General features: G+C 42.9%; 23 protein-coding genes, 1 riboswitch and 1 other annotated feature. Of the genes, 10 read left to right on the top strand and 13 right to left on the bottom strand.

All coding sequences use genetic code 11. The annotated features are described in order from the left end of the window. Nucleotides 1-16: 16 nt before the first annotated feature. Nucleotides 17-991, bottom strand: coding sequence for an asparaginase (locus tag HZL42_RS02510; RefSeq protein WP_219054130.1), 975 nt, complete (start codon nucleotides 989-991; stop codon nucleotides 17-19). A 105-nt stretch (nucleotides 992-1096) separates the two neighbouring features. Beyond that, nucleotides 1097-1195: riboswitch (purine riboswitch) on the top strand. A gap of 67 nt (nucleotides 1196-1262) precedes the next feature. On the opposite strand from HZL42_RS02510, the gene HZL42_RS02505 reads away from it, so the two are divergent. Continuing rightward, nucleotides 1263-2567: a nucleobase:cation symporter-2 family protein gene (locus HZL42_RS02505; RefSeq protein WP_219054129.1), complete on the top strand. Its 1305-nt coding sequence runs from the start codon at nucleotides 1263-1265 to the stop codon at nucleotides 2565-2567. Nucleotides 2568-2634: 67 nt separating this feature from the next. Here the strand turns inward: HZL42_RS02505 and HZL42_RS02500 are convergent, their stop codons facing one another. After that, nucleotides 2635-3375, bottom strand: coding sequence for an SDR family oxidoreductase (locus HZL42_RS02500; RefSeq protein WP_219282842.1), 741 nt, complete (start codon nucleotides 3373-3375; stop codon nucleotides 2635-2637). A 91-nt stretch (nucleotides 3376-3466) separates the two neighbouring features. Here HZL42_RS02500 and HZL42_RS02495 point away from each other — a divergent pair, with 91 nt between their 5' ends. After that, complete coding sequence (locus HZL42_RS02495) at nucleotides 3467-3892, top strand: MerR family transcriptional regulator (protein ID WP_219054128.1); 426 nt, start codon at nucleotides 3467-3469, stop codon at nucleotides 3890-3892. Nucleotides 3893-3945: 53 nt separating this feature from the next. Here HZL42_RS02495 and HZL42_RS02490 read toward each other — a convergent pair whose 3' ends face one another. Together HZL42_RS02490 and HZL42_RS02485 are read right to left on the bottom strand one after the other, a co-directional pair. Next, nucleotides 3946-4686, bottom strand: a complete 741-nt coding sequence (locus HZL42_RS02490) for an amino acid ABC transporter ATP-binding protein (RefSeq protein WP_255552542.1) — start codon at nucleotides 4684-4686, stop codon at nucleotides 3946-3948. Continuing rightward, complete coding sequence (locus HZL42_RS02485; RefSeq protein ID WP_219054127.1) at nucleotides 4676-6169, bottom strand: ABC transporter substrate-binding protein/permease; 1494 nt, start codon at nucleotides 6167-6169, stop codon at nucleotides 4676-4678. The genes HZL42_RS02490 and HZL42_RS02485 overlap by 11 nt, the downstream gene beginning before the upstream one ends. A 200-nt stretch (nucleotides 6170-6369) precedes the next feature. On the opposite strand from HZL42_RS02485, the gene HZL42_RS02480 reads away from it, so the two are divergent. Continuing rightward, nucleotides 6370-6732, top strand: coding sequence for a hypothetical protein (locus tag HZL42_RS02480; RefSeq protein WP_219054126.1), 363 nt, complete (start codon nucleotides 6370-6372; stop codon nucleotides 6730-6732). Nucleotides 6733-6786: 54 nt separating this feature from the next. Beyond that, nucleotides 6787-7128, top strand: coding sequence for a hypothetical protein (locus tag HZL42_RS02475; RefSeq protein WP_219054125.1), 342 nt, complete (start codon nucleotides 6787-6789; stop codon nucleotides 7126-7128). 30 nt (nucleotides 7129-7158) lie between these two features. Here HZL42_RS02475 and argH read toward each other — a convergent pair whose 3' ends face one another. After that, the gene (gene argH, locus HZL42_RS02470) at nucleotides 7159-8541 is read right to left on the bottom strand and encodes an argininosuccinate lyase (protein WP_219054124.1); all 1383 of its coding nucleotides are present in this window, start codon (nucleotides 8539-8541) and stop codon (nucleotides 7159-7161) included. Further along, nucleotides 8531-9817: an argininosuccinate synthase gene (locus HZL42_RS02465; protein WP_255552541.1), complete on the bottom strand. Its 1287-nt coding sequence runs from the start codon at nucleotides 9815-9817 to the stop codon at nucleotides 8531-8533. The genes argH and HZL42_RS02465 overlap by 11 nt, the downstream gene beginning before the upstream one ends. Before the next feature lie 281 nt (nucleotides 9818-10098). On the opposite strand from HZL42_RS02465, the gene HZL42_RS02460 reads away from it, so the two are divergent. Then, nucleotides 10099-10797 (top strand): aquaporin, encoded by a 699-nt coding sequence (locus HZL42_RS02460; RefSeq protein WP_219054123.1) that lies wholly within the window; start codon nucleotides 10099-10101, stop codon nucleotides 10795-10797. On the opposite strand, the gene HZL42_RS02455 is transcribed toward HZL42_RS02460, so the two are convergent. Then, on the bottom strand, nucleotides 10798-11646 hold the full coding sequence (locus HZL42_RS02455) for a DegV family protein (protein ID WP_219054122.1): 849 nt from the start codon (nucleotides 11644-11646) through the stop codon (nucleotides 10798-10800). Between the two features lie 147 nt (nucleotides 11647-11793). Between HZL42_RS02455 and HZL42_RS02450 the strand changes: the two genes are divergently transcribed. Further along, nucleotides 11794-14163 carry an ATP-dependent DNA helicase gene (locus HZL42_RS02450; RefSeq protein WP_219054121.1) on the top strand — a complete coding sequence of 790 codons (2370 nt, stop codon included), beginning with the start codon at nucleotides 11794-11796 and terminating at the stop codon, nucleotides 14161-14163. A 48-nt stretch (nucleotides 14164-14211) separates the two neighbouring features. Here the strand turns inward: HZL42_RS02450 and HZL42_RS02445 are convergent, their stop codons facing one another. Beyond that, the gene (locus tag HZL42_RS02445) at nucleotides 14212-15267 is read right to left on the bottom strand and encodes a lactonase family protein (protein WP_219054120.1); all 1056 of its coding nucleotides are present in this window, start codon (nucleotides 15265-15267) and stop codon (nucleotides 14212-14214) included. A 149-nt stretch (nucleotides 15268-15416) separates the two neighbouring features. Further along, nucleotides 15417-15649: a binding site (T-box leader), on the top strand. 38 nt (nucleotides 15650-15687) lie between these two features. Here HZL42_RS02445 and HZL42_RS02440 point away from each other — a divergent pair. The 4 genes from HZL42_RS02440 (at nucleotide 15688) to HZL42_RS02425 (ending at nucleotide 18999) form a co-directional block, all read left to right on the top strand. After that, the gene (locus HZL42_RS02440; RefSeq protein WP_219054119.1) at nucleotides 15688-17088 is read left to right on the top strand and encodes an amino acid permease; all 1401 of its coding nucleotides are present in this window, start codon (nucleotides 15688-15690) and stop codon (nucleotides 17086-17088) included. Next, complete coding sequence (gene mmuM / locus HZL42_RS02435) at nucleotides 17075-18010, top strand: homocysteine S-methyltransferase (protein ID WP_219054118.1); 936 nt, start codon at nucleotides 17075-17077, stop codon at nucleotides 18008-18010. The genes HZL42_RS02440 and mmuM overlap by 14 nt, the downstream gene beginning before the upstream one ends. A 33-nt stretch (nucleotides 18011-18043) precedes the next feature. After that, a complete protein-coding gene (locus HZL42_RS02430; RefSeq protein ID WP_219054117.1) occupies nucleotides 18044-18421 on the top strand; it encodes a hypothetical protein in 378 nt (125 codons plus the stop codon). A gap of 122 nt (nucleotides 18422-18543) precedes the next feature. Next, nucleotides 18544-18999, top strand: a complete 456-nt coding sequence (locus HZL42_RS02425) for a Fur family transcriptional regulator (RefSeq protein WP_219054116.1) — start codon at nucleotides 18544-18546, stop codon at nucleotides 18997-18999. Nucleotides 19000-19058: 59 nt separating this feature from the next. On the opposite strand, the gene ppcA is transcribed toward HZL42_RS02425, so the two are convergent. From ppcA to dapA, 5 genes are all read right to left on the bottom strand, one after another. Next, a complete protein-coding gene (gene ppcA / locus HZL42_RS02420) occupies nucleotides 19059-20540 on the bottom strand; it encodes a phosphoenolpyruvate carboxylase (RefSeq protein ID WP_219282839.1) in 1482 nt (493 codons plus the stop codon). A gap of 57 nt (nucleotides 20541-20597) precedes the next feature. Beyond that, the gene (locus HZL42_RS02415) at nucleotides 20598-21677 is read right to left on the bottom strand and encodes an aspartate-semialdehyde dehydrogenase (protein WP_219054115.1); all 1080 of its coding nucleotides are present in this window, start codon (nucleotides 21675-21677) and stop codon (nucleotides 20598-20600) included. Nucleotides 21678-21695: 18 nt separating this feature from the next. Next, on the bottom strand, nucleotides 21696-22880 hold the full coding sequence (locus HZL42_RS02410) for an aminotransferase class I/II-fold pyridoxal phosphate-dependent enzyme (protein ID WP_219054114.1): 1185 nt from the start codon (nucleotides 22878-22880) through the stop codon (nucleotides 21696-21698). A 75-nt stretch (nucleotides 22881-22955) separates the two neighbouring features. Further along, nucleotides 22956-23726, bottom strand: coding sequence for a 4-hydroxy-tetrahydrodipicolinate reductase (gene dapB / locus HZL42_RS02405; protein ID WP_219054113.1), 771 nt, complete (start codon nucleotides 23724-23726; stop codon nucleotides 22956-22958). Next, nucleotides 23726-24634 carry a 4-hydroxy-tetrahydrodipicolinate synthase gene (dapA, locus tag HZL42_RS02400; RefSeq protein ID WP_219054112.1) on the bottom strand — a complete coding sequence of 303 codons (909 nt, stop codon included), beginning with the start codon at nucleotides 24632-24634 and terminating at the stop codon, nucleotides 23726-23728. Before dapA ends, dapB begins: the two co-directional genes overlap by 1 nt. Between the last annotated feature and the right edge of the window lie 8 nt (nucleotides 24635-24642).

Below are 24642 nucleotides of genomic sequence, written 5' to 3'. Positions count from 1 at the left end.
CAATCCCTCCATTATCTTAAGAGATTGCAGTACTCATGTACTGAGCTAGGCGGGACCCCTTAAGTCCGTTACTAATTCCAACGATCAACTTAATGCGCGCCTTAGGCCCATTCAATCCCCGGCAGAGGCTTACGCCCATTTGCTCTAGTTCAATTCCACCACCTTGATAATCGTAAATATCCTGTGCCATTCCGTTATAACAACGCGACACTAAAATAACCGGAATATCACGGTCTAAAATTCGCTTGAGCGCTGGGAGCGTTGCGGGTGGTAAGTTGCCAGAACCTAATCCTTCCACCACTAAGCCCTTGGTAGCTCCATTATTTAACGCATCAAATAACGTCCCATCCATTCCAGCAAACGCCTTTAATAAAAAGACCCCTGGTTCAACGTGGTCAATATTAAAAGCTTCACTTTTGATTAATTCCTGGAAGAAGTATGGCTGATGCTTACTAATAATTCCCAGTGGACCAAATGTGGGGGTCTTGAAAGTCGCCAAATTCGTCGTGTGAGTCTTAGTAACATAACGGGCGGTATGAATTTCATCGTTCATTACGACCAATACTCCCTTGCCAATCGCATCATCAGAAGCTGCAACTGCGACCGAACTTTGGAGGTTATAGAGTCCATCTGAACCGATTTCATTTGAAGAACGCATTGCCCCCGTTAATACCACTGGCAAGCGGTTCGGGAGCGTTAAATCTAAAAAGTACGCGGTTTCTTCCAGCGTATCAGTTCCATGGGTAATTACCACCCCGTCAATGCCGTCTTTTTCAGCTTTTAAGACGCGGTCGCGCAACTGTAGCATGACTTCAGGGGTTACATGGGGAGATGGTAAATTAAACATTGGATCATTAATTAACTTCACTTGACCATCCAGGGTCACATCGTGGCTGGCAATTGGGTTTTCTTGATTGGGGATAACTTCCCCGTTTTCATCAGCAGACATTGAGATTGTCCCACCGGTATGAATTGCTAAAATCGTCTTCAATTCAATTCCTCCTAAATCACCGTTAGTTTGTAACACCAATATTAACAATTATAAACGTTATTCTAAAAATCTTCATTGTTTTTTAACAAAAAAAATGCTAGAGTAATCTATATTAATAAACGTGCCTATATAATACCAAAATAAGGTTGGTTAGTTTCTACCCACACCCGTAAAGTGTGGACTATAGCAAAAACCAGGCCTGCTTTATTCTTTTCAAAGCGGGCCTTTTGCATGCCACCGAATTGGCCATTATTTCCAGACACTTGGAAGGATGATTAATGTGCAAGAGATTCGTTCTGAATCTAATAAATTCAAAAATGCGTTACTAGGGTTTCAACACCTGCTAACGATGTATTCTGGAGACGTTATCGTGCCGCTCTTGATCGGGACGGCGCTTCACTTTAGCGCTACCGACATGACGTACTTAATTTCCACTGATATTTTCATGTGTGGGATTGCTACGTTGCTCCAGTTAAAACGGACCCCGTTGACTGGGATTGCATTACCAGTCGTATTAGGATGTGCCGTGCAATATATCGCACCGTTAAAGGCAATTGGGAGTCAGTTTGGGATTGGCGCCATGTATGGTTCCGTTATTGGCGCTGGGATCTTTATCTTCCTGATTGCAGGTTGGTTCGCTAGACTGCGGAAGTTCTTTCCGCCAGTAGTTACCGGTTCGCTAATTACCGTAATTGGGTTTTCATTGATTCCGGTCGCGGTTCAAGACATCGGTGGTGGTGATCCAACCGCTGCTAGTTTTGGGAACGGGACCCACCTTTTAATCGGGTTAGTGACTCTTTTAATTATCATCCTCTTAAATGCCTTTGCGAAGGGCTTCTTCAAGGCGATTTCAGTGCTAATTGGAATGCTCGCCGGGACTGCCATTGCCGGAGCAATGGGCTTAGTTTCGCTCAGTGCGATTGGTGAAGCTAGTTGGTTCAGACTACCAATTCCATTTTACTTCGGAGCCCCCCACTTTGAATGGTCTTCAATCGTCACCGTTAGTTTGGTTGCGTTGACCACGATGGTTGAATCGACCGGGGTTTTCTTCGCCCTCGGTGACATTGTTGAACGTAAAATCAGTAGTGATGATTTAAAACGGGGTTACCGGGCTGAAGGATTAGCCGCCATCCTCGGGGGGATTTTTAATACCTTCCCATACTCCACCTTCTCTGAAAACGTGGGGGTCGTTCAAATCTCCGGGATTAAGAGTCGCAAGCCAATCTACTACTCCGCATTCTTCCTGCTACTTTTGGGATTACTTCCAAAGGTCGCTGCGCTAGTCCTCATCATGCCTAACTACGTGTTAGGTGGTGCAATGGTCGCAATGTTTGGTTTAGTTGGGGTCCAAGGAATTCGGGTCCTCCAAAAGGTGGACTTTGAAGATAACGATAACCTCTTGATCGTCGCCGTTTCAGTTGGATTAGGACTTGGGATTACGTTCTATCCTCAAATCCTAAATTCATTGCCAGACTCAATTAAGATCATCTTAGATAACGGGGTTGTAATTACCAGTTTATCAGCCGTGATTTTAAACGTCCTATTTAACTTTCGAAAACCAGCTCCACAACAATAGTCATCATTAAATTAAAAAATGGATATCCCGCCGTGGGGTATCCATTTTTATTAACAATCGATTTAAATTAAAGTGATTGACGGGTGGGTCGTACGATAACTTCACTAACTGACATGTTTGACTTGGTGCCGATTGCGAATTCAACCGCGGAGGCAACCTGTTCAGGTTGAAGCCCATCAATTTGTTCAAAGAAGTCTTCGGCAAACTTCTTTTGGTCAACATCGTTAATTGAATTAAATAGTTCAGTTCCGGTACTTCCTGGTGAGATGATTGTCGTCTTAATGTTATTTTCGGCCTGTTCCATTCTGAGCCCGTCCATAATTGCCCGAACTGCGTACTTAGTTCCGGAGTAAACTGCACTTCCTGGAGCCACCACATGACCAGCAACTGAATCGGTGGTAATAATGTGGCCGAACTTAGCCTTTACCATTTCAGGAAGGGCAGCTGCAATTCCATTCAAGACGCCCATTACATTAATGTCTAACATGTTCTGCCATTCATTCCGTCGGCCTTCAACTAAGGGGGCCGTTGGCATAATCCCAGCATTATTGTAAAGAACATCAATTCTGCCATATTCACTCACTGCAAAATCAATTACCTTTTTAACTTCATTAAAGTTAGTTACATCCGCTTCGAACGGATGAATGTTTTGGTTTGGAAATTCATTCTTAATTTCCGTTAACCGATCAATTCTTCTGGCTGCAATGATCAACGTTGCGTTGTCCTTGGCCAATTGCCGACTAGTTGCAGCTCCAATTCCAGATGATGCGCCCATGATTACTACTACTTTATTTGATAAGTCCATTATGATTCCTCTTTTCATTTATTAGGTTATAATGAATGATAATGGATTCGAGTGACTCGAAGGCAATCCCTTTATCTCGAAAGGAGCAAATTAAATGAAATATTCAGTTAAAGAGGCGGCTGAAAAGCTGGGCATGTCCCAACACACCGTCCGCTACTACACCGATCAGGGTCTGGTTCCAAGTCTACAACGTGACCAGCATAATAACCGGCAATTTAGTCAAAACGCATTAGATTGGTTGACTGCTTGTCACTACCTGCGTCAGACCGGCATGTCAGTGAAGGCCGTTAAGCACTATGTCGACCTGTGCCTACAGGGCCACCAAACGATTCAAGAGCGGTATCAATTAATTACCGCTCAACAGGCAATTGCACAACAGCAGTTGATTACCGCCCAAAAACGACTAGCATTCTTAAACGCCAAGGAAAAAATTTACCATGAGGAAATGCAAGGAGAACAAAATGATCCGATGAATCCTAATACCTGGCAGCAAAATGATGACACTAAGCACAAATGTTAAACCCAAAAATGGTAAGCAGCACTCAAATGCTACTTACCATTTTTATTTTGGTCTTAAATTACCTTTGATAAAAAGTCCTTGGCCCGATCAGTCTTAGGGTGGTTAAAGAACGCTTCTGGTTCGTTCTTTTCAACAATTTGACCATCATCCATAAACCAAATCTGGTTGGCCACGTTCTTAGCAAAGTCCATTTCGTGGGTTACCACTAGCATTGTCATCCCCTGTTGAGCTAGGTCTTGCATTACTGATAATACTTCCCCCACCTTTTCAGGATCCAACGCACTAGTTGGTTCATCAAAGAGCATTACTTCAGGATGCATTGCTAACGCTCTCGCGATTGCAACCCGTTGAGCTTGCCCCCCGGAGAGGCTACTAGGATAAACCGTAGCCTTATTATCCAAACCAACCTGCTTCAATAGCTGATGGGCAATCTCAGTTGCCTTTGCATCAGCCATTTTCTTAACTTTAATTGGGGCCACTTTAACATTATCTAACACGGTCATGTTATTAAAGAGGTTAAAGCTTTGGAACACCATCCCCATCTTGGTTCTGAGGCTATCTAGCTGTTTATCCTTGAGCTTCATTAAGTCCTGACCATCAAAGTAAACCGCCCCTGAAGTGGGCTTACCAAGCATGTTCAAGCATCTTAAAAAGGTACTCTTTCCAGCTCCGGAAGGCCCAATTAATGCAATCACTTGTCCAGGCTTAACTTCCGCGTCAATTCCCTTTAGCACCAAGTTATTTTTAAATTCTTTTTTAACGTTTTCAACTTTTAAAATATCACTATTCTTCATGTTTCAATCTCCCCTCAAGTAACCCGAGCAATCTGGAAATTCCGAACGTAAGGATGAAGTAAATTACCATAACGATGAAAATTGGTACAACCCCTTGATAGGTATCAGCTTGCACAATTCTTAGTTGGTAAATTAAGTCGGTTACCCCAATGATGGAGACGATTGAACTTTCCTTAATCAATGAAACAAATTCATTTCCTAATGCTGGTAAGATGTTCTTAATGGCTTGTGGTAGCACCACGATCTGCATTGTTTGGTGGCTAGAGAAACCAAGTGATCTAGCGGCTTCACTTTGCCCATCATCAATGGATTCAATCCCACTTCTGATAATTTCAGCAACGTAGGCTCCGGAGTTAATGAACACGGCAATAATCCCGGAAGTCAGTGCTGGAACGTTAACGATGGTTCCCAGACCGAAGTAGACGAACATGATTTGAACCATTAGCGGAGTCCCTCTGATGAATTCAATGTATGCCACCGCAATGGCATGGAATAACTTATTCTTGGATAGTCTCATTAGGGCAAGCAGAATTCCTAATAGTAACCCTAAAATGGTCCCGATAATTGAAATCAAGATTGTGTATTCGGTCCCTTTAATGAAGTAATCCTTGTAATTATACATTTGTTGCCATACTGAAATCTTTTGTTTCTTAGCGCTGGTTCCCATTTGCTTGGATGCTTCTGGGATAAACTTTTTTTCAAATTCTTGGCTAGCGTTAGCAGCCTTAATCGTCTTGTTTGCGGCGTTCACTAATGAAGTCGCACCCTTATGAAAGGCCACTACGTTTTGGGCCTTAGCAGTATTAAATTTAGCATCAATGGCCTTGATTCCTGGCGTGTTCGATGCATAGGCTTCCCCGGTCGCACTTTCCACGGCAACTGCCTTCACCTTATTGGTCTTAAGGGCTAATACTAAGTCGTTAACACTTTCCATTCCCTTTAATGAAGCGTTCTTAACCTGTTGTTTCACCAAGTTATACTGAGTACTTCCAGTTTGAACCCCAACTGATTGATTATTCAAGTCCTTGTAAGACTTAATGGAATTATCATTGGAATTAACCAGGAGGCTTTGGCCACCATTATAGTATGGAATCGTAAAGTCAACGCTCTTGGCTCTTTCAGGAGTCTTAGTCAACCCGGCAATTACCATGTCGACCTTTCCAGTCTGAAGGGCAACCAATAGTGAATCAAAACTCATGGACTTAATTTTAAGTTTAACGCCCATGTTCTTAGCGATTTGCTTTGCTAATTCAATATCGGCCCCTAAGATCTTAGCTTGGCCCCCCTCATTCTTAGTAAATTCATATGGTGGGTAGTCAGGGGCGGTCCCCATTACGATAGTCCCCTTTTTCTTAATGTTGGATAGGTAACTATCACTTGCACTCGCATTTACCTGAGTGTATGTATTTTTATTCATGAATCCAGTGAAGATACTGAATGTCATGATAAAAACCATTAATAATTTTACAACTTTGCCCTTCATGAAAATCAAAACCTCTCTTGTTTATTTATGCTTATATCATAACACTAAGTGTAAAAATATGCAATATAATTCTTAATAAGACTATAATTATACATGTTTTGCATTTAAAACTCCTGCAATTAATTCGTAATCAAATGGATTTTATTTCAGTTGAGAAGTAACTAGACGGTGCTGTAAAATGGACATCAAGGAGTGATCACATGAATCGATACTACCAGCCACAAGATGCTAAAGATGCGATGCGCTACATTGAAAAGCTATTCAATAGTTATAAGGATGAACCGTTGACCCAACCACTGCTTGAATACCATCAAAAGTTAATTACCCAAATTGCAACTAACGTGATTCCAATCGCCAAGCAGGAAAATAACCCCAAGCGGGTGGAATCCGCTCAGGGAATGGAAACGGTGATGCAGCAGTGGATACGGCTGAAATTAATGGGCAAACCATTTAACGGCCGGATGCATCATTTTAAGTTCGAAGCTAATAACAGTCGGGCCAAATTTAAACGGAACCACATTAAACTAAGTGGCAATTCTAATTTACGTTCCAGTCGTCATTAGCCTTGCAGATTAGCCTGGAATCATTTAGTATTAACATCATGAGGTGATTATGAAATGAAGAGTAAAGTCGAACGTGAAGAACGTAAAAAAGCAATTGTTGATATGAACAGCTTTTTATTAACCTATGCGGTTAACATTCTTCCAAGTGGAACTAAAGACATCGCTGGCACTGTTTACAATGCTACTAAGTATGATTTAAAAAATTTAGACGCATTATTCAAGGATGGTGGAATTGGTCGGACCTTAAAGTTCACTGATATCGCTGCCGGTTGTGCCAGAAATTTATACGATTTAGAACCAGACAAAGCCGAAGAAGAAGGGAAGAAGATTACCGCTGAAGCGATTGAATACCTTGGCGATAACATCGATTCCTTTAATCACTGGTTAGGTGAATAATAAAAAAGTCATCCAAATGGATGACTTTTTTTATGCTTCCAATTCAGCTTTAGCTGCTTGGATCTGCTTTTTAACCTGTTCGAACCCGGTTCCACCAAACGAATTTCTTCTTTTAACAGCGGTTTCTGGCTTTAATTCTTCGTAAATATCAGAATCAATTAATTCTGAATACTTCTTAAAGTCATCGAGCGGTACATCTTGAAGGTTAATATGCTTAACAATGCAATCGTAAACAATTTGACCAACGATTCCATGGGCCTGTCTGAATGGCATCCCCTTGGTTGCTAAGTAGTCAGCCAATTCGGTTGCGTTAGAGAAATCATTCGTGGTTGCGTCATACATATTCTGCTTCTTTACCGAAATACCCTGAAGCATGTGCGTAAATATTTTAATAGATGGGATAATTGTGTTGAATGCATCAAAAACGCCCTCTTTATCTTCTTGTAAATCCTTGTTATAAGCTAATGGTAGTGACTTCATTGTTGATAATAGACCAATCAAATCACCGTAAACCCGGCCAATCTTTCCCCGGATCAATTCTGCCATGTCCGGATTCTTTTTCTGGGGCATGATTGAACTCCCGGTGGTGTAGGCATCACTAATTTCAATGTAGTTAAATTCATAACTAGCCCACATACTGATTTCTTCACAGAATCTGGATAGGTGCATCATCAAAATTGAGGCGTTGCTCAGAAATTCAAGTGCAAAATCCCGGTCGGAAACAGCATCCAATGAATTAGCGTACACCTGCCCAAAACCAATTTCCTTCGCGGTCATTTCCCGATCGATGGGGAACGTGGTTCCAGCAAGTGCTGCCGCTCCTAGTGGCGACATATCAGTGTGATGTTCGTTAAATTCAAACCGTTCACAGTCCCGCTTGAACATCTGGTAGTAAGCCATCAGGTAGTGCCCGTATGAGATTGGTTGGGCGTGTTGAAGGTGGGTGTACCCCGGCATAATGGTTTCAACATTTTCTTCCGCCATTGTCACCAACGTCGCCTGCAAGCCCTTCAATAGTTCAATTACCTGTGGTAACCGCCGCTTTACGTAGAGGTGAAAGTCAACTGCTACCTGATCATTTCTGGACCGAGCGGTATGGAGCTTCCCGGCTACGGGGCCAATCCGATCTGTTAAGATCGATTCAATATTCATATGGATATCTTCGTTTTCATAGCTAAAGTGAAGGTTTCCCTTTGCTAAGTCAGCCTTAATATCATTCAATCCAGCTTCAATTTTATCAGCGTCAACTTGGTCAATGATCTTGGTCTTTGCTAGCATGTGAAGGTGCGCGAGTGAACAGGTAATGTCCTCGTCAGCCATGAGCTGGTCGAAGTAAATCGATGCGCCAAACTGGTCAACTTCCTTGCTAGTCGGGGTTTGAAACCGACCACCCCATAACTTCTTATTCGCCATCTTCATCTTCCTCTTTCTTAACCGTTACGTATTCAGCCTGCTTAGCATTTTGCTTGTTAATGCTATCCATCAATGCGTGTTGCTTGTTCTTGATTTGAACTTGGGAGTAAACCTTAGTTGGTAGGCTCCAAAGCTTGATGAATCCAGCTGAAGCTAATTGGTCAAATGAATCTGATGAAGTGTAGGTAGCCAAGTTATCATCGTAGAGGGAGTTGTTTGACTTCCGTCCTAGGATAATGATGTTCCCCTTAAATAGTTTAACCTTAATCGTTCCACTAACTGTCTTTTGGGTGCTATCGATGAAACTCTTCAATGCATCCATTAATGGTGAGAACCAAAGGGCATCGTAGACCATGTTAGCCATCTTTTCTTCAATTGTTGGCTTGAAGTGGGCAACGTCTTTTTCAAGGGTCAAGTCTTCTAATTCCTTGTGGGCCTTTAGTAGCACGAACGCAGCTGGCGTTTCATAAACCTCTCTGGATTTAATTCCTACTAACCGGTTTTCCACGTGGTCAATTCTACCAATTCCATGTTCTCCAGCAACCTTGTTCAAGGCTTCGATAATGTGTTCAAAGGACATTGGCTTGCCATCTAGCGCCACTGGAATTCCCTGCTTAAAGTCGATGTCTACAATGGCAGGAGTATCAGGAGTTTTTTCAATTGGGTTGGTAATTCCAAATGCATCCTCTGGAGCTGGGTTCCAAGGGTTTTCAAGAACCCCACATTCGTTAGCCCGCCCCCAAATGTTAGCATCAATTGAGTATGGTGAGTCTAAGTCAATTGGAATTGGAATATTGTGTTCCTTAGCGTAGTTAATTTCTTCTTCTCTTGACCAGTGCCAATCCCGCACTGGGGTTAATACGTCTAGGTTTGGATCAAGGTTATTAACGGCCGTTTCAAATCTAACCTGATCATTTCCCTTTCCAGTACAACCATGGGCAACTGCGGAAGCGCCTTCCTTATGGGCAATTTCAACCAGCTTCTTACTAATTAATGGTCTGGATAGTGCTGAAACAACTGGGTATGCATTTTCATACATCAAGTTCCCCTTGAGGGCGTATGATAAGTAATCATTAGCAAATTCTTCTAGGCCATCAATCACGTAAACTTCGGAAGCGCCAACCTTGAGGGCTTTTTCCTTTACCTTCTTAAGGTCTTTTCCTTCCCCTACGTTAATACAACAAGCAATTACGTCGTAACCCTTGTTAATCAACCAAGCAACTGCAACTGAAGTATCTAATCCACCAGAATATGCTAAAACAACTTTCTTTTTCATAATTATGCACCGTCTTTCGTTCGATTTGATTTATTATTCATTATAATATCACTTCAAATGAATAAATACAACCTAAAATCGAAATAAATTGTTTAAATATGTATTAATTCAAAAAATAATTGTATATTTAAACAAACATTCAAAATGATTAGATTCATAATTAACTGCTTTAATATTGCTCCTAAATTGGCTATAATAAGGTTATTCGAATTCAATATCCAAAATAAAAAGACCGCCTGCGGCGATCTTTCAATTTATATTAACTGGGAGGAAATCTCCAAATGAATTTAATTATTGGCGAGTTTATTGGTACATACTTAATGCTCACACTCGGTTTCGGAATCAGTGAATTAATTAACTACTTCTTATATCCCAAGCTCCAAACCAGATACATTACTGGTTTATACTGGGGATTAAGCATTTATTTTGCTTCGCTGGTGACTGGACTAATCTTTGGCACTTCAAATTATAACCCGGTCTTTTCAGCGGTTCAGGCAGTTAATGGCCAGATTTCAATTTTAATTATGTTAGGTGAAATGATTGCCCAAATTGCAGCCGCCTGGCTAGCAGCCCAAACCACTTGGACGATTTGGGAACGTTGGCTATACACCCTACCGGTCAACTTGAACTTCTATGCAACCGTTCCAAGCAAGGTAAATCATAACCTCCGTAACTTCTTGTGGGAAGCCGGGGGAACGGCCGTGATTGCAATCAATTCGCAGGTCATCGGATTGTTCAAATTCAATTCCTTTTTAAACATCACGATTTCATCGTTAGTGGTTGCTTGTTGTATTACCGTCATCTGTCCAATTACCGGGGCGGCATTCAATCCGACGCGGGACCTTGTGCCTAGAGCGTTTTTCTCACATAAGTTTAACCCAGCCCTCTCCCAATGGAACTATGCCTGGATTCCAACCCTGGGCCCGATTACCGGAGCAGCAGTCATTATCATCATCAAAAAGATTATCGTGGCCCTTTAATTAGGATTTAAAGATAAATTCCATCCCACATGCATTAATGCCGGCATGAATCGATACGATTGCGCTGGTGTACATAATCCTTACTTCCACATCTGGAAACTCAGCTTGAACCTGTTCCTTAACAAACTGCGGAAATTCTTCACTTCCAGTGTAGCTGAGACCAACAAATTGAAGGTCTTGGCCCTTAATTGACTCTACGTATTCACGGACCCACTTCTTCAACGTTTTGTTTCCGCGACCCTTTGCCTGGACCCCTAATTCTTCATCCGTTAATTGTAAAACCACGTGCAAATTAAATAGCTTCGAAATCATTCCCTTCACCCGGCTGATTCTGCCACCGCGTTCAAGGTTTTTCAGGGTGCTAACCGCAATGTAGAGCTTGCTGTGATCAATGATTTGATTTACCCGGTCTACTACGTCCTGGAGTTTCGTGGCTGGATCTTGGGCGAGCTTGGCAGCTGCTAGTACCTCTTGACCGAGGTTTTGGTCAGTGGTGTGGGAATTAATAACCGTAACCTTGTCTTCACCAATCATCCGTGCTGCCTGCTGAGCAGTGTCAACGGTCCCACTTAAGATGTTGGTCATGTGAATGGAAACCACCTGGCTGCCATCCTTGGTCAAGTCTTCATAAATTTGAATGAAGTCCCCGATTGCAGGCTGACTAGTGGTAGGAAAGGCCTTATCTGGATTATTTTCAATGTAGTTAACTAGTTCTTCTCCAGTAATCGTCACCCCATCCTTATAAACTTCGTCGCCGATTAGTACGTTTAATGGAATCACCGTGATTCCGTATTTGGTTGCCTGTTCTTCTGTAATCAATGATGTTGAGTCAGTAACGATTTTAATCATCTTAATAATCTCCTTCAACTTATTCTATACTTATATTTTAATAGATATTAACTCAAAATGATAACATTAGATTGTTGATTCTACTCAAACTACGTTTCTACATAATTACTAATTAAGCAAAGTGTAACAATTTAAGGAGGGATTTACATGGCAACCATTAAGATTGGGGTCCGTGACCTAATCAAATTCACGCTCAGAAGCGGGGATTTAAACGCCCGGTTGAACAGTCAAAACACCAGTCAACAGGGAGCCAAAATTCACCGCAGGATTCAAAATCAGCACGGCGAAGCTAATTATCAATCCGAGCAAATCCTGGATCAAATGGTGACTATTAATGACCATCCCTACCTCATTAACGGGCGGGCCGATGGAATCATCATGAATCAAACCCCGGTAATTGAGGAAATTAAAACCTCAGACGTCGAATTTGCGGACCTCCCGGACAGCATTTTAAAGCTCTACTGGGGGCAGGTAACCATTTATGCCTACCTCCTAATGGCCACTAAAGCGGATGTGGATGAGGTAACAATGCAACTCACCTACGTCCAAACCCCAGAACAACACATCACCCGTAAACAGCGCACCATTACTAAACAAGCTGCGCAACAGTTCTTCGACCACGTCATCGCTGAGTACCGGGAATGGCTCGTCCTTAGGGAACAACTGACCCAGCAACGCATTGAAAGCGCTAGCCAACTTCAATTCCCGTTCCCTAAGTTTCGAACGGGACAACGCGACCTAGCAGCGGTGGTGTACAAAACGATCGTATTGGAAAAGCACCTCTTTGCGGAGGCGCCAACCGGAACTGGGAAAACGATTTCGACCCTGTTTCCAACAATTAAGGCAATGGGTGAAGAAGTGATCGACCGGTGCTTTTACCTAACTGCCAAACAAAGTACCCGGCGGGTGGCTGAGGATGCCATGGCACTAATGGCCACAAAGGGCCTGCAAGCCAGAAGCATTACGATTACCGCCAAGGAGCAAATTACGTTTGAGGAAGCCCGTGAATTAGCCCCGGAGGATAATCCGTACATGATTGGTTACTACGACCGGTTAAAGCCCGCGTTAAAGGATGTTTTAAACCACCACCATCAAATTACCCGGGCCGTGGTGGAACAATTCGCCAAACAGTACCAAATCGATCCATTCGAATTTTCATTTGACCTAAGCGAGTTTTGTGACGTGATCATCGGAGATTACAACTACCTCTTTGACCCGCAGGTCCAGCTAGCCCGCTACTTTACGGTTCCCGATGACCGCAACTGCTTTTTGGTCGATGAGGCCCATAACCTGGTGAGCCGCTCCCGTGAGATGTACTCAACTGAAATTTCTAACCGGGGGTTAACTGATTTGATTCAGCTACTCAAGAAAGACCCCGCTAAAAACGAGCGCATCATCAAGCGGCTCCAAACAATTAAGAATTCGTTTGCCCACTACTACCGGTTGTTGGGGAAGGAGCAGGTTAAGACAATGGTCTTTGAAGACCCCCTCAATAATATCGTTCAACACCTAAATGACGCCGTTTTAGACATTCACCGGTGGCTGCCTAAGCAGGCTAATGATCAAACGACTGAACAAGTTATCGAATTCTATCTTAAATGCCTTAGCTACTTAAAAATTAACGACCTTTACGATTCACAAATCTATCGAACTAGGTTAATTAGAAGCGGCCTGACAATTACCTTTCGCCAGTTTTGTATGGATCCCAGTCAATTTATTGCTGAAACCCTGGCACTCGGTGGCAGTGCGATTTTCTTTTCCGCCACCCTTTCGCCAGTCAGTTACTATCAGCGGGTGCTTGGCGATGAGGAAGATAGTATCACTTACCGCCTCCCTTCACCGTTTCCTGCCGACCACCAGTTCATCTTAACCACTAGTTCGATTCAAACTACCTACCACCAACGCTCCACTAGCATCCCTAAAATTACCGCTGCAATCATGGCAACCATCAACGCTAAACCAGGTCACTACCTATTCTTCTTTCCATCCTTTAAGTACATGGAGCAGGTGCAAACCTTTTTCACAACTCAGCATCCGGAGGTGCAGTTAGTCTACCAAGCACGCAACATGGATTCGGGCCAACGAAGCCAGTTTCTTGCGCATTTTACTAACGACGATCAATCATTAGTGGTGGGCTTTGCCATTCTAGGTGGCATCTTTGCCGAGGGAATTGACCTAAGTGGCAACCAACTGATTGGCGTTGGCATCATCAGCGTTGGCCTACCCGGGTTGAACGAGGAGACTAACATGGTGCGCGACTACTTTGATGCGGAAACTGGTGATGGCTTTACCTATGCTTACCAACTTCCCGGTTGGAACCACGTCATTCAAGCTGCAGGCCGGTTGATTCGGACCGCTACCGATAAGGGCGTGGTCGTATTAATGGACCGGCGCTTTAACGAGCAACGTTATCGCAGCCTCTTTCCAGCTAGTTGGCAGTTTGTCCAATCGGTGGCCACTCCAGCACAACTCAGCCAACAAATTAAATCTTTTTGGGATTACCACCAACCAAAATAACCTGCCCTAGAAATACTAGGACAGGTTATTTTATTTTAAATCATTTAATTATTTTAAAAATTCATCTTCACGGGCGATACAAACAGCGGCTGGCACTGAAAAGTCCTTTTGAACCACCGTTAACTTACCAGTATCGGCATTCCGTTCGAAAACGGTTCCGTTATCTGATTCTTGGTTAACAACTACTAAGAGGCTTTCATCAGCATTTAAATTAAAGTCACGGGGGAAGTCACCTTCAACTGAGGCGCGTTCTACGAACTTAAGGCTTCCCTTAGCGTCTGATTCGAATACTGCAATCGTGTTATTTCCACGGTTTGAAACGTATACGAAACGGCCATCCTTAGAAACCCGAATTGCAGCACAACCGTTGTGGGCAGTCCAGTCTTCTGGAATCGTAGAGTGAACTTCACGGACGGAGAACTTACCAGCGACAACGTCGTAATCTAAAACAGCCACGTTACTACTTAATTCACCAACTAGGTATGCAACCCCCTTGTCAGCATCAAAACGAATGTGCCGAGGGCCAAAGCCATCTTCCATGTCTAAGTAGCTAACTTCGCTTAACTTGCCGGCATCGCTAACGTCGTAGAGGTAAACCCGGTCTTGCCCAAGGTCAACCACTACTAAGCGGCCATCTGGAGTTAAGTCAGCAAAGTGAGGGTGGGCACCGTCAGCTTGTTCTGGACGGGGACCAATTTCACCTTCGTGCTTTACTTCATCCACCTTTGCTAGCGTCCCATCAGAAGCAATCTTGTAAACGTTGATTACTCCAGTATGGTAGTTAGCAGTGTAAACTAATTGGCGGCCTTCATCAACTGAGATGTAAGCGGGATTAGTTCCCTTATCGTAGTCAGTTTCGATGGTCCCTGCTGGACGTTCCTTACCATCAAGAACCAAAACCCCACCATGAACGTCGTCGCCGTTAACGGTCTTAGCAACGGAGTAAATTACGTTCTTCTTGGATAGTGTTACGTAGGTTGGGTTAGTTGCTTCTGCAAGTAGTTGAAGGTTTTGTAGTTGTTTCTTTTCAGTATCTAATTCAACTTCGTAAAGTCCCTTACTTGCTCGCTTGGTGTATGTTCCGATTAAAAATTTTTCAATCATCATCATTCGTCCTTTTCGTTTTATTTTTAGTGTTGAGTTGCTTACCCCTATATTATCACATATTTTTAATTAAAACCGAAATGATACCGTCACCCAACATTAGAATTTGACAAAAAATTTAATTATAATATAATAACGATTAAATAATAAATTAAGCGTTGATGAGAAAAAGTAATCAGTCGTTCACACCTAGCGAGTCCATGGTTGGTGAAAATGGATTGGAACGAACTGATGAAAGATGGTCTTTGAGCTCTTCATTAGTGAATAGTTAGCTAATGACGATCGCCACCCGATATAGTGGACCGAAATGAATTCGTTTCGGATTGAGGTTGATTCTAAGAATCAACAAACTAAGGTGGTACCACGAGCATTCGTCCTTTTATAGGCGGATGCTTTTTTTATTTGAAAGGATGTTTTTTAATGGCAAAGCAATCATTTACAAAGTCGATGGAGAGTCGACACTTAATTACCCTGAGTCTCGGGGGAGTCATCGGGACCGGGATTTTCATGAGTTCCGGATATCTGATTCAGTCAGCTGGGGCCGTTGGAACAATTATTGCGTACGGAATCGGAGCCCTGCTGGTGTGCCTAGTCATGCTCTGCTTGGGTGAATTGACCGTGCATGATCCCAATACCGGGGCATTTCACCGGTACGCTAGTGAATACATTAGTCCGGGCGTGGGCTTTGTTACCGCCTGGCTATACTGGTTGACCTGGACGATTGCACTGGGGTCAGAGTTCGTTACCCTTGCAATCCTGATTCAAAAGTGGTTCCCGTCGATTCCGACCTGGATTCTAACGATCATCTTTACTGGACTAATTTTTGCAATTAACTCCTTTAACATCACCCTATTTAACCGGGCTGAATTTTGGATGTCGATTGTAAAGGTACTGGCGTTAGTAGCATTTATCGTCATTGGCCTGGGCATGATTTTTAAAATCGTGCCGGTTCACCACGCTAACTTTGCCCCGTTCTTTAAGGAAATCGTCAAACCCGGATTGTTCCCAAATGGCTTTGCCCCTATCTTTTCAGTCATTTTAGCCGCTAACTTTGCATTCTCCGGAACTGAAATGATTAGCGTTGCTGCCGGCGAAACCGACAATCCCAAAAAAGCGATTCCAAAGGCCATCTTTCAAACCCTAGTCATTTTAATTGTTTTATTTATCGGAACGATTGTCGTCATGGGAGCACTCCTTCCCCAAAAATCAGCAGCTTTAACTGATAGTCCATTCATCGCTGTTTTGGATAACTCGGGAATTCCATACGCTAGTGACATCATGAACTTTATCCTGTTCATAACCGTATTATCCGCTGCTAACTCCGGCGTATATGCTGCATCACGGATGATTTGGTCGCTTGCCGATCAAAAGACCCTTCCCAAGCGGCTGGCTAAGTTAAGTAAGCACGGGATCCCGGTGTATGGGTTACTACTCACCATCTTCGGTGGCTTGTTAGCACTCTTTTCCAGTATCTACTCACCAAAGCTAGTCTACCTAGCCCTGACTGCCATTTCATCATTTGCGGTAGTCACGGTCTGGTTAATCATTGGGTGGGCCCAGTTAAACTTCCGAAAGCAATTTCTAGCAACTGGGCATCAAGTCAGTGACCTTAGTTACCGGACTCCAGCCTACCCACTAGTCCCGTGGCTGGTTATCATCATCTGTTTGATTTCATTAGTTGGGATTGCATCCGACCCGAACCAACGAATCGCACTGGAAGTCGGAATTCCATTCTCAATTCTGTGCTACGGGTACTATCAACTAATCTATCGTAAAAAATTAAACCAAACCAATGGAGGAATTCAAAATGAGCAAAATTAAGCAATGGGCAGCTGCCCAACCAACCATCCTAATCGACTGTGCAATGTCATACGGATTAGAACAGCGAAACATTCAATTAAATAACAAACTATGGACCGCAAGCGCCCTCGACAGTCATCCCGACATCGTTAAACAGATTCACAAAGACTACCTCAACGCCGGTTCCAACCTCACCGTTACCGATACCTACCAGGGCAGCGTGCCCGGTTTTGTGGATGCTGGATACACTGAGGAACAGGCAGTGGCATTAATTAAGAAGTCAGTTGAACTGGCCCGTGCGGCACAAGCCGAAGTCAACGTTCCCCAAACCACCTGGGTCGCTGGTGCGATTGGTCCTTACGGTGCCTTTCTAGCTGATGGTTCCGAATACGTTGGTAACTACGGCATCAGTGAAGCGGCCCTAATCACATTCCATGAAAAGCGGCTGGCAACCCTAGTGGATGCTGGAGTGGACATTCTCGCATTCGAAACGATTCCAGACATTACCGAACTAAAAGCCATCAAACACCTCCTCAGTAAATACCCGAATGTCGATGCCTTTATCTCCTGTTCAATTCGCGATGAACACCACATTAGTGATGGTACCGACCTCCTAGCCGTTCAAGAACTCCTGGAAACAATTCCAAACGTAATTGCGTACGGCTTCAACTGTAACCATCCTGAATTTACGGTTCCCGGTCTGAAGTACCTGACTGAACACCAAACTAATCATGATCAATCATTCATTGTATTTCCTAATTCAGGCGCCCACTACGACCCCAAAACTAAGGAATGGTCGCAAGCCACTGCGTTTAGCTTTGGTAAAGCTGCTAAGGAATGGCAGGCCGCTAATGCAAAGTGGATTGGTGGCTGTTGTGAAGTCTCCGTTCAAGATGAAGTTGATATGCGGGATGCTTTATTTCCTAAAACTAGCAATGTATAATCGGGGTAACTTTGATTATGGAGATGTTTTGATTTGAATCACTTTGAAGGACTCCACCCGATCCTAACTGCCAACTACAGGTTAGACTGGCTCACTAAATTTAAACTGCCCGCCGTTACCCAACTCCGGGCAGAATTGAATCAACCCAGCAATCTTGAAGCCACCAGTCGCTGGATTAACGAAACAATGCGCCGGGTGATGGGCGGAAGCGAACTATGTTGGGGACTTGGTGATAAGCAAGGAAAATTGATGGGGATTATCACCATCACCAACTTAGATCATGATGGTGTTGATGTAAGAATTAAGACTATGCACCCATTTAATATGCAGTTTAATGAATCCGAGGTTAGAGATAGTATTGAGAGTCTCCTTCACGGAATCAGCCACCATATTAATTCATGGCAATCATAGACTAATCTTTAAGATTTGTTACAAATTGGATTAAATATTTGATTATTTACTAAACTTCCTCTATATTAGGAAATAAGCAAACCTAATTAATAATTTTTATAAAGTGGCAGGAGGTTATAAATATGAAAAACGAATCCGTTTACGATAAATCTATTGCTATCTTAAAGGAAAACCACGTTCGGATTACTCCTCAACGCCAGATTATCCTGAAATACCTGATTAATCACCATAATCATCCTTCCGTTGAGACCATCTATAAAGCGTTAGAAAAAGATTTTTCAAACCTTAGCATGGCGACCGTCTATAATACCCTTCGGTTATTTGAGGATCTTAATATCATTATTCAGTTACCAAATAAAGATGGCGGGGTTCGGTTCGACTTCTTTGGCACCCCTCACTTTCACGCAATTTGTGAGAACTGTGGCAAAATTATGGATATTAAATATCCCAAATATAATCAGTTAGATCAAGAGTTGCAATCAATTACTAGTGACCAAGAGCCTGACTTTACTCCGACCAAATCTAAAATTGAGGTTTATGGACTTTGCAAAGCCTGCGCGGCAAAATTAAAGCAATAAAAAAATCAGATTGAAATTAATTTTTCAATCTGATTTTTTAGTTGGTGTTAATTATTGAATTAACCTAAGAAACTCCGTAACTTAGCTTGTCTTTCAATTAGCATGGTTCTAGTTTCTTTATCGTTAATCCGGTCTAAGTCAGCTGCTAATTCAGCATGCTTGGATTGATCATCATTAGTGGGGCCAGCTTGAATGTCAAATAGTTCGTCCAATGCTAGAACGTCTTGTTCAACGGCTTCCCATGCAGGGTTATTCTTCTTTAAAGCAGCCATTGCAGCAGGACTGTAGTACTTGGCAACATGTGCGAAGTCGTGACGAATATTTGGATAGTACTTAACTAAAGTTTCGAATTCCTTCTTGCTGAGCCGTTGTAAGACCCGACCAGTTCCAATCAATTCTGGTGGCACCCCTACTGAGTAGAGGGCGCCAGTAAACGTAATTGCCCGTGGCATCTTGTAACCATCAACGTCCCGTGAGTATCCAATGATACCAACGTGTTGGTGACGGTCACGCCGCTTTGGAAAGGCATCAAAAATTGGTTGAAGGTCGTTAATCAATGGGTCAAGCGTTTCGTGATATTGCTTAGCAGTCTTATCAGCAATGCTCAAAAGCACCTTTTGATCTTCATCCTTAATTGGATGGAAATCATTATTTTGTAGTCCTTCCCGTAACTTTTCAATTGCAGGTTTAACAACGTCTAATGGGTAATCGTATCTAAATGCAGATTGAATCGTAGCGGTCTTTAAACCAGGGAATTCTTGGAGGTAACGGTCGATCATTAATGGTGAAAGACCCCCTCTAAAGATGGTGCTCCCAGTTCCGGCAATTGGGTAAACCGGAATGTTAGCTTCATCAGAAAATTCAGCTAACTTAGTCAAAGCAAGCTTATTTCCGATAATACTGTTAATGAACCCATTTGAAAGGGCTGAATCTGAACCAGCTAAAAACACCCGCAGGTACGGTACTTCACGGTTAAAGTGTTCCTTGTAGAGTTCAACAAACTTCTTTAATACCTTAGGAGCATTTAATTGGGCTTCGAAGCTTTCAAACAATGGAATCATTTGAAGAGTATCTGCATTCTTGAATCCTTGACTAAATTCCTTATCCTTAAAGTGAGCTAATCGGGAGAACTTTTCTTCCATTTCAAAAAGTTGATCGGCTGATTGGGTCATTGGTAAGATAGCTTCAAATAATGGACGGTTCTTGAAACCAAGATCCTTGGCAAAATCTTCTGCTAATAACATAGTGGTCATTGCTTGCATTAAGCTATAACCCTTTTCTTCCCAAATATTAGGCAACCGGAATGTTAAGAACTTATCCTCACCAAGTGGGTGCTTTTTGAAATATTCGTAGTGTTCAGTGTAAAGCCGGCTAATTACTGATGCATCAGCATGCTTTCCTTCCCAGTCCCACATGTATTCATCAGCATCTAACTTTGAAAAGTTTTCGTATGCTTCGTCAATTTCACGAGCAGCTGAAACAAATGGACGGGTATGCTTAAAGAATGGAATGTTAGCGTTATCTGGGTGTTGAGTACCCATAATGTTTGGAATCTTTCGACTCAAGATTAAAACCTCCTATTGGCAACGACAATATTTTTATTTAGCTTGGTAATGATCTTCAGGAACATGTACCAGGTCTTGTTCAACCAGGCGTTCAGCATTTTCAACCGTGTTCCATGCTGCTCCCTTTAAGAGGTTGTCAGCAACAACCCACAGGTGGAATGCCCCCTTGTTTTCTTGATCTGGACGAATCCGACCAACAAAGGTTTCACGATGACCTTCAGCAGTTTGTGGTTGTGGATAAACTTGATGATCAGGATCATCTTGGAGGGTTACCCCATCTGCATCACGAATGGCTGCTTTAATATCTTCCACGGAAGCATTCTTGTCATCCACTTCAAAGTATACGGATTCCCCATGTGAGACTGGCACTGGCACCCGTACACAAGTAGCAGTGACCTTAATGTCACTAGCATTCATATCGTTTAACATAATCTTCTTAGTTTCATGGATCATTTTCCATTCTTCATGGGTGTATCCATCTTCTTCAAAGACATCAATTTGTGGTAAAAGGTTAAATGCTAATGGGTAGTGTTTCTTATCACTAGCAGTTGGTAAGATGCTCGATTGCATCTTCTTACCGTCAAGGTAGTCTTGAGCTTGTTGATAAAATTCATTTAATGCTGATTGACCAGCACCAGAAGCAGCTTGATAAGTTGAAACAACGATTTGCTTCAAACCAAACTTTTTAAAGACTGGTTGTAAGGCCACTACCATCTGGATTGTTGAACAGTTAGGGTTAGAAATAATCCCCTTATGGTTCTTTAATTGTTCAACGTTTACTTCTGGCACCACTAATGGAACTTCTGGATCCATCCGATAAGCACTGGTGTTATCAACACACACTGCCCCCCGCTTAACGGCTTCTGGCAGAAACTTCTTAGAAGCAGCTCCACCAGCGGAAGCTAAGACTAAATCAACACCATCAAAGGATTCTGGAGTTGCTTCTTCAACGGTCACTTCTTGACCCTTGAACTTCATTTTTTTACCAGCTGAACGCTTAGAAGCTAGTAACTTAATGCTTTTAACAGGAACCGTTGAATTAGCTAATTGATCGATCATTCGCATTCCAACGGCACCGGTAGCACCTAGAATTGCGACATTGTATTCTTTCATATTAAATCATCCTTTGTTTTAGATTTGTTCAGCAAGGAACTTTTCAATGCGGTCCATTGCCGTCTTAATATCCTCGTCGGACGCAGCGTATGACATCCGAATGTATCCTTCACCACCAGGACCAAATGCACTCCCTGGAATCACGCCGACCTTAGCTTCTTTAGCCAGGGTTAAGCCAAACTTAACGTCGTCTTGTTCCAAATTAGCTGGAATATTAGCAAAAATGTAGAAGGCCCCTTGTGGTAAAGCGGTCTTAAAGTTCATCTTGTCAAGGCGGTTGCTAATGTAATCGCGCCGCCGTTCGTAAATTGCCCGCATTGAAATTGGGTCATCAAGGCCGTTTTGAAGGGCTTCAGTGGCCGCAGCTTGGTCAATGTCAGATGGACAAGTAACCATAAATGCGTGGGTCTTAGTAATCTTTTGAACGATTTCATGGGGGCCAGCCACAAATCCGATTCTCCAACCGGTCATGGCATGCGATTTAGAAACCCCGTTAATGTAAATGGTTTGTTCTGGAATGAATTCAGCGATTGAGTGGTGTTCCACACCGTAAGTTAATTCACAGTAAATTTCATCGGAAAGCACGAAAATATTGTGGGCCTTAATTACGTCAGCTAGCCCCTTGATTAATGATTCTGAGTACTCAACCCCAATTGGGTTACTTGGGTAGTTCAATAACACTGCCTTAACAGAGTCACCTTCCCGGTCCAATACTTCGGAAAGTTTTTCTGGAGTAAGAACGAAGTTATCCTTAGAAGTATCAACATTAATCACTTCGCCACCCAATAGGGTCACGATTGGTTCGTAAAGTGCGAAGGTTGGGGTAGGTAAAATTACCTTATCCCCAGGATTCAAAATGGTTTCAAAGGTCGCATACAGTGCTTCAGTTGCCCCAATGGTAGCAATGATTTCAGATTCAGGATCGTATTCGAGTCCCCGGGAAATTGAAAGGTAGTGGTGAATCGCATTCCGCAATTCAATCGTCCCTGGTTGAGCTGAATAATGGGTATCATTATCCTGAATCGCCTTAATCGCAGCTTCCTTAATGTGTTCAGGGGTATTTAGATCTGGTTCCCCAATCGTAAGCTTTACAATCCCATCAACACTGGAAATTTGCTTATCAAAACTTCTAATTCCTGATGGTTTTACTAAGTCTAGTCGTTGATTGTAAACCCGGCTAAGCTTTGGTGATAAATTAGGCATAATCGCTGATTCCTCCTGAATTGTTTATTCTCTGATAAAAGTTTTTAATTCATATTAATTAGAATTATCTTAATTTTACAAAAGATTCTCTAATCCTACAACTAATTCGGGCAATTTTTTAACATTTTTAACTGCAACTTTAACTCCTTGCATAAAAGACGAACGATCAAAGGAGTCTTGACGAATTGTTAAAGCTTCTCCCGAACCACCAAATAGAACTTGCTCATGAGCAACGTAGCCGGGTAATCGAACCGCATGAATCCGAATCCCATGATAATCTCCACCACGTGAACCAGCAAGGGTTTCCTTTGAATCCCCTTGTTCGTGTGGGGTTCGCACTTCATCAATCATCTTGGCAGTGCTAAGCGCGGTTCCGGAAGGAGCATCCTTTTTATCTTCGTGGTGCATTTCAATTACTTCAACATCTGGGAAGTATTGAGCAGCTTGTTTAGCAAACTTCATCAATAGTACTGCTGACAACCCAAAGTTAGGTGCAATCAATCCTCCCAATTGTTTTTGCTGGGAGAGCTTGATTAATTCTGCTTCCTGATCATCAGTTAATCCGGTAGTCCCCACAACGGGGTGATAGCCGTGTTCGATTGCGAACTTAGTGTCTGCGTAAACTGAGTCGGGAACCGTAAAGTCGATCCAAACATCAGCATCGGAATCGATCGTTGCTAAGTCGTTGAACACCTTTACTGAATCGGATAATCCGTAAGCTGATGCTGGTTGATCAGCGCTGGGGGCGTAAACTGCCACCAATTCGAATTCGGGGGTTTCATTAATCATCGTGATTGCCTTTTGGCCCATTGAACCATTAAATCCGGCTAATAAAATTTTTACCATTATGCTAGTTCTCCTAACTTATGATTTAGTGCATCCTTAGCAAGTCCTAATCTAACTGCCAATTCCTGCTTTTCTTCATTATCAAGTGGCAAGATTGGGAGTCTAGAATCCCCAACTTGATAGCCTTGAGCACTTAAGACCGCCTTAACTGGTGCTGGTGATGGGTACATGAATAATGCACTCATCAATGGCGTTAGGTGTCTTTGGATGGCACCGGCCTTGCGATAGTTGCCACTTTCTAATTCATCGTACATTTCACGCATTTCAGGGCCATAGATGTGTGAAGCCACTGAGATAACGCCGCGGGCCCCAATCACCTTAGCAAATAGTGCTTGCGCATCTTCACCACTGAAGACGGCGAAGTCAGCTGGTGCATTTTGCACTAAGTATTCTAGATCTTCCATTGAGGTACATTGCTTTACCGCAACGATATTGGGGTTCTTTGCTAATTCAAGCACCGTTTCATTGCTCATCGTTACTCCAGTCCGGCCAGGAATGTTGTACATTACCACTGGCATGTTGCCTTGGTCCGCAACCGTCGTAAAGTGGGCCTTCATCCGGCGTTGGTCAGGCTTATTATAGTAAGGAACGACAACTAGGGCCGCATCGATCCCATTGATGTGACTAACTTCTTGGGTAAATTCAACCGTTTCAGCGGTGTTATTGCTCCCGACTCCGGCAATAATTGGGGCGCGGCCATCAACGATTTTGGCAAATTGGGTGTATAGATCGATCTTTTCATCATGGGTCAAGGTTGGCGTTTCCCCGGTGGTTCCACCAATGACGAAGCCACGGTGGCCTTCCTTCAAGTACCGTTCGGTTAATTCTGCCAAGGTATCAAAATCAATCTTGCCGTCAGCACCAAATGGTGTAATAATTGCGGTCATTAAATCTGCGTTCTCAAACATAATAAACT

It is taken from the genome of Lactobacillus sp. Sy-1, assembly GCF_019303535.1.
In the GTDB taxonomy this organism is placed as follows: Bacteria; Bacillota; Bacilli; order Lactobacillales; family Lactobacillaceae; genus Nicoliella.
The sequence above is the reverse complement of the archived record's forward strand: the minus strand, read 5'-3'. Positions and strand labels throughout refer to the sequence as shown.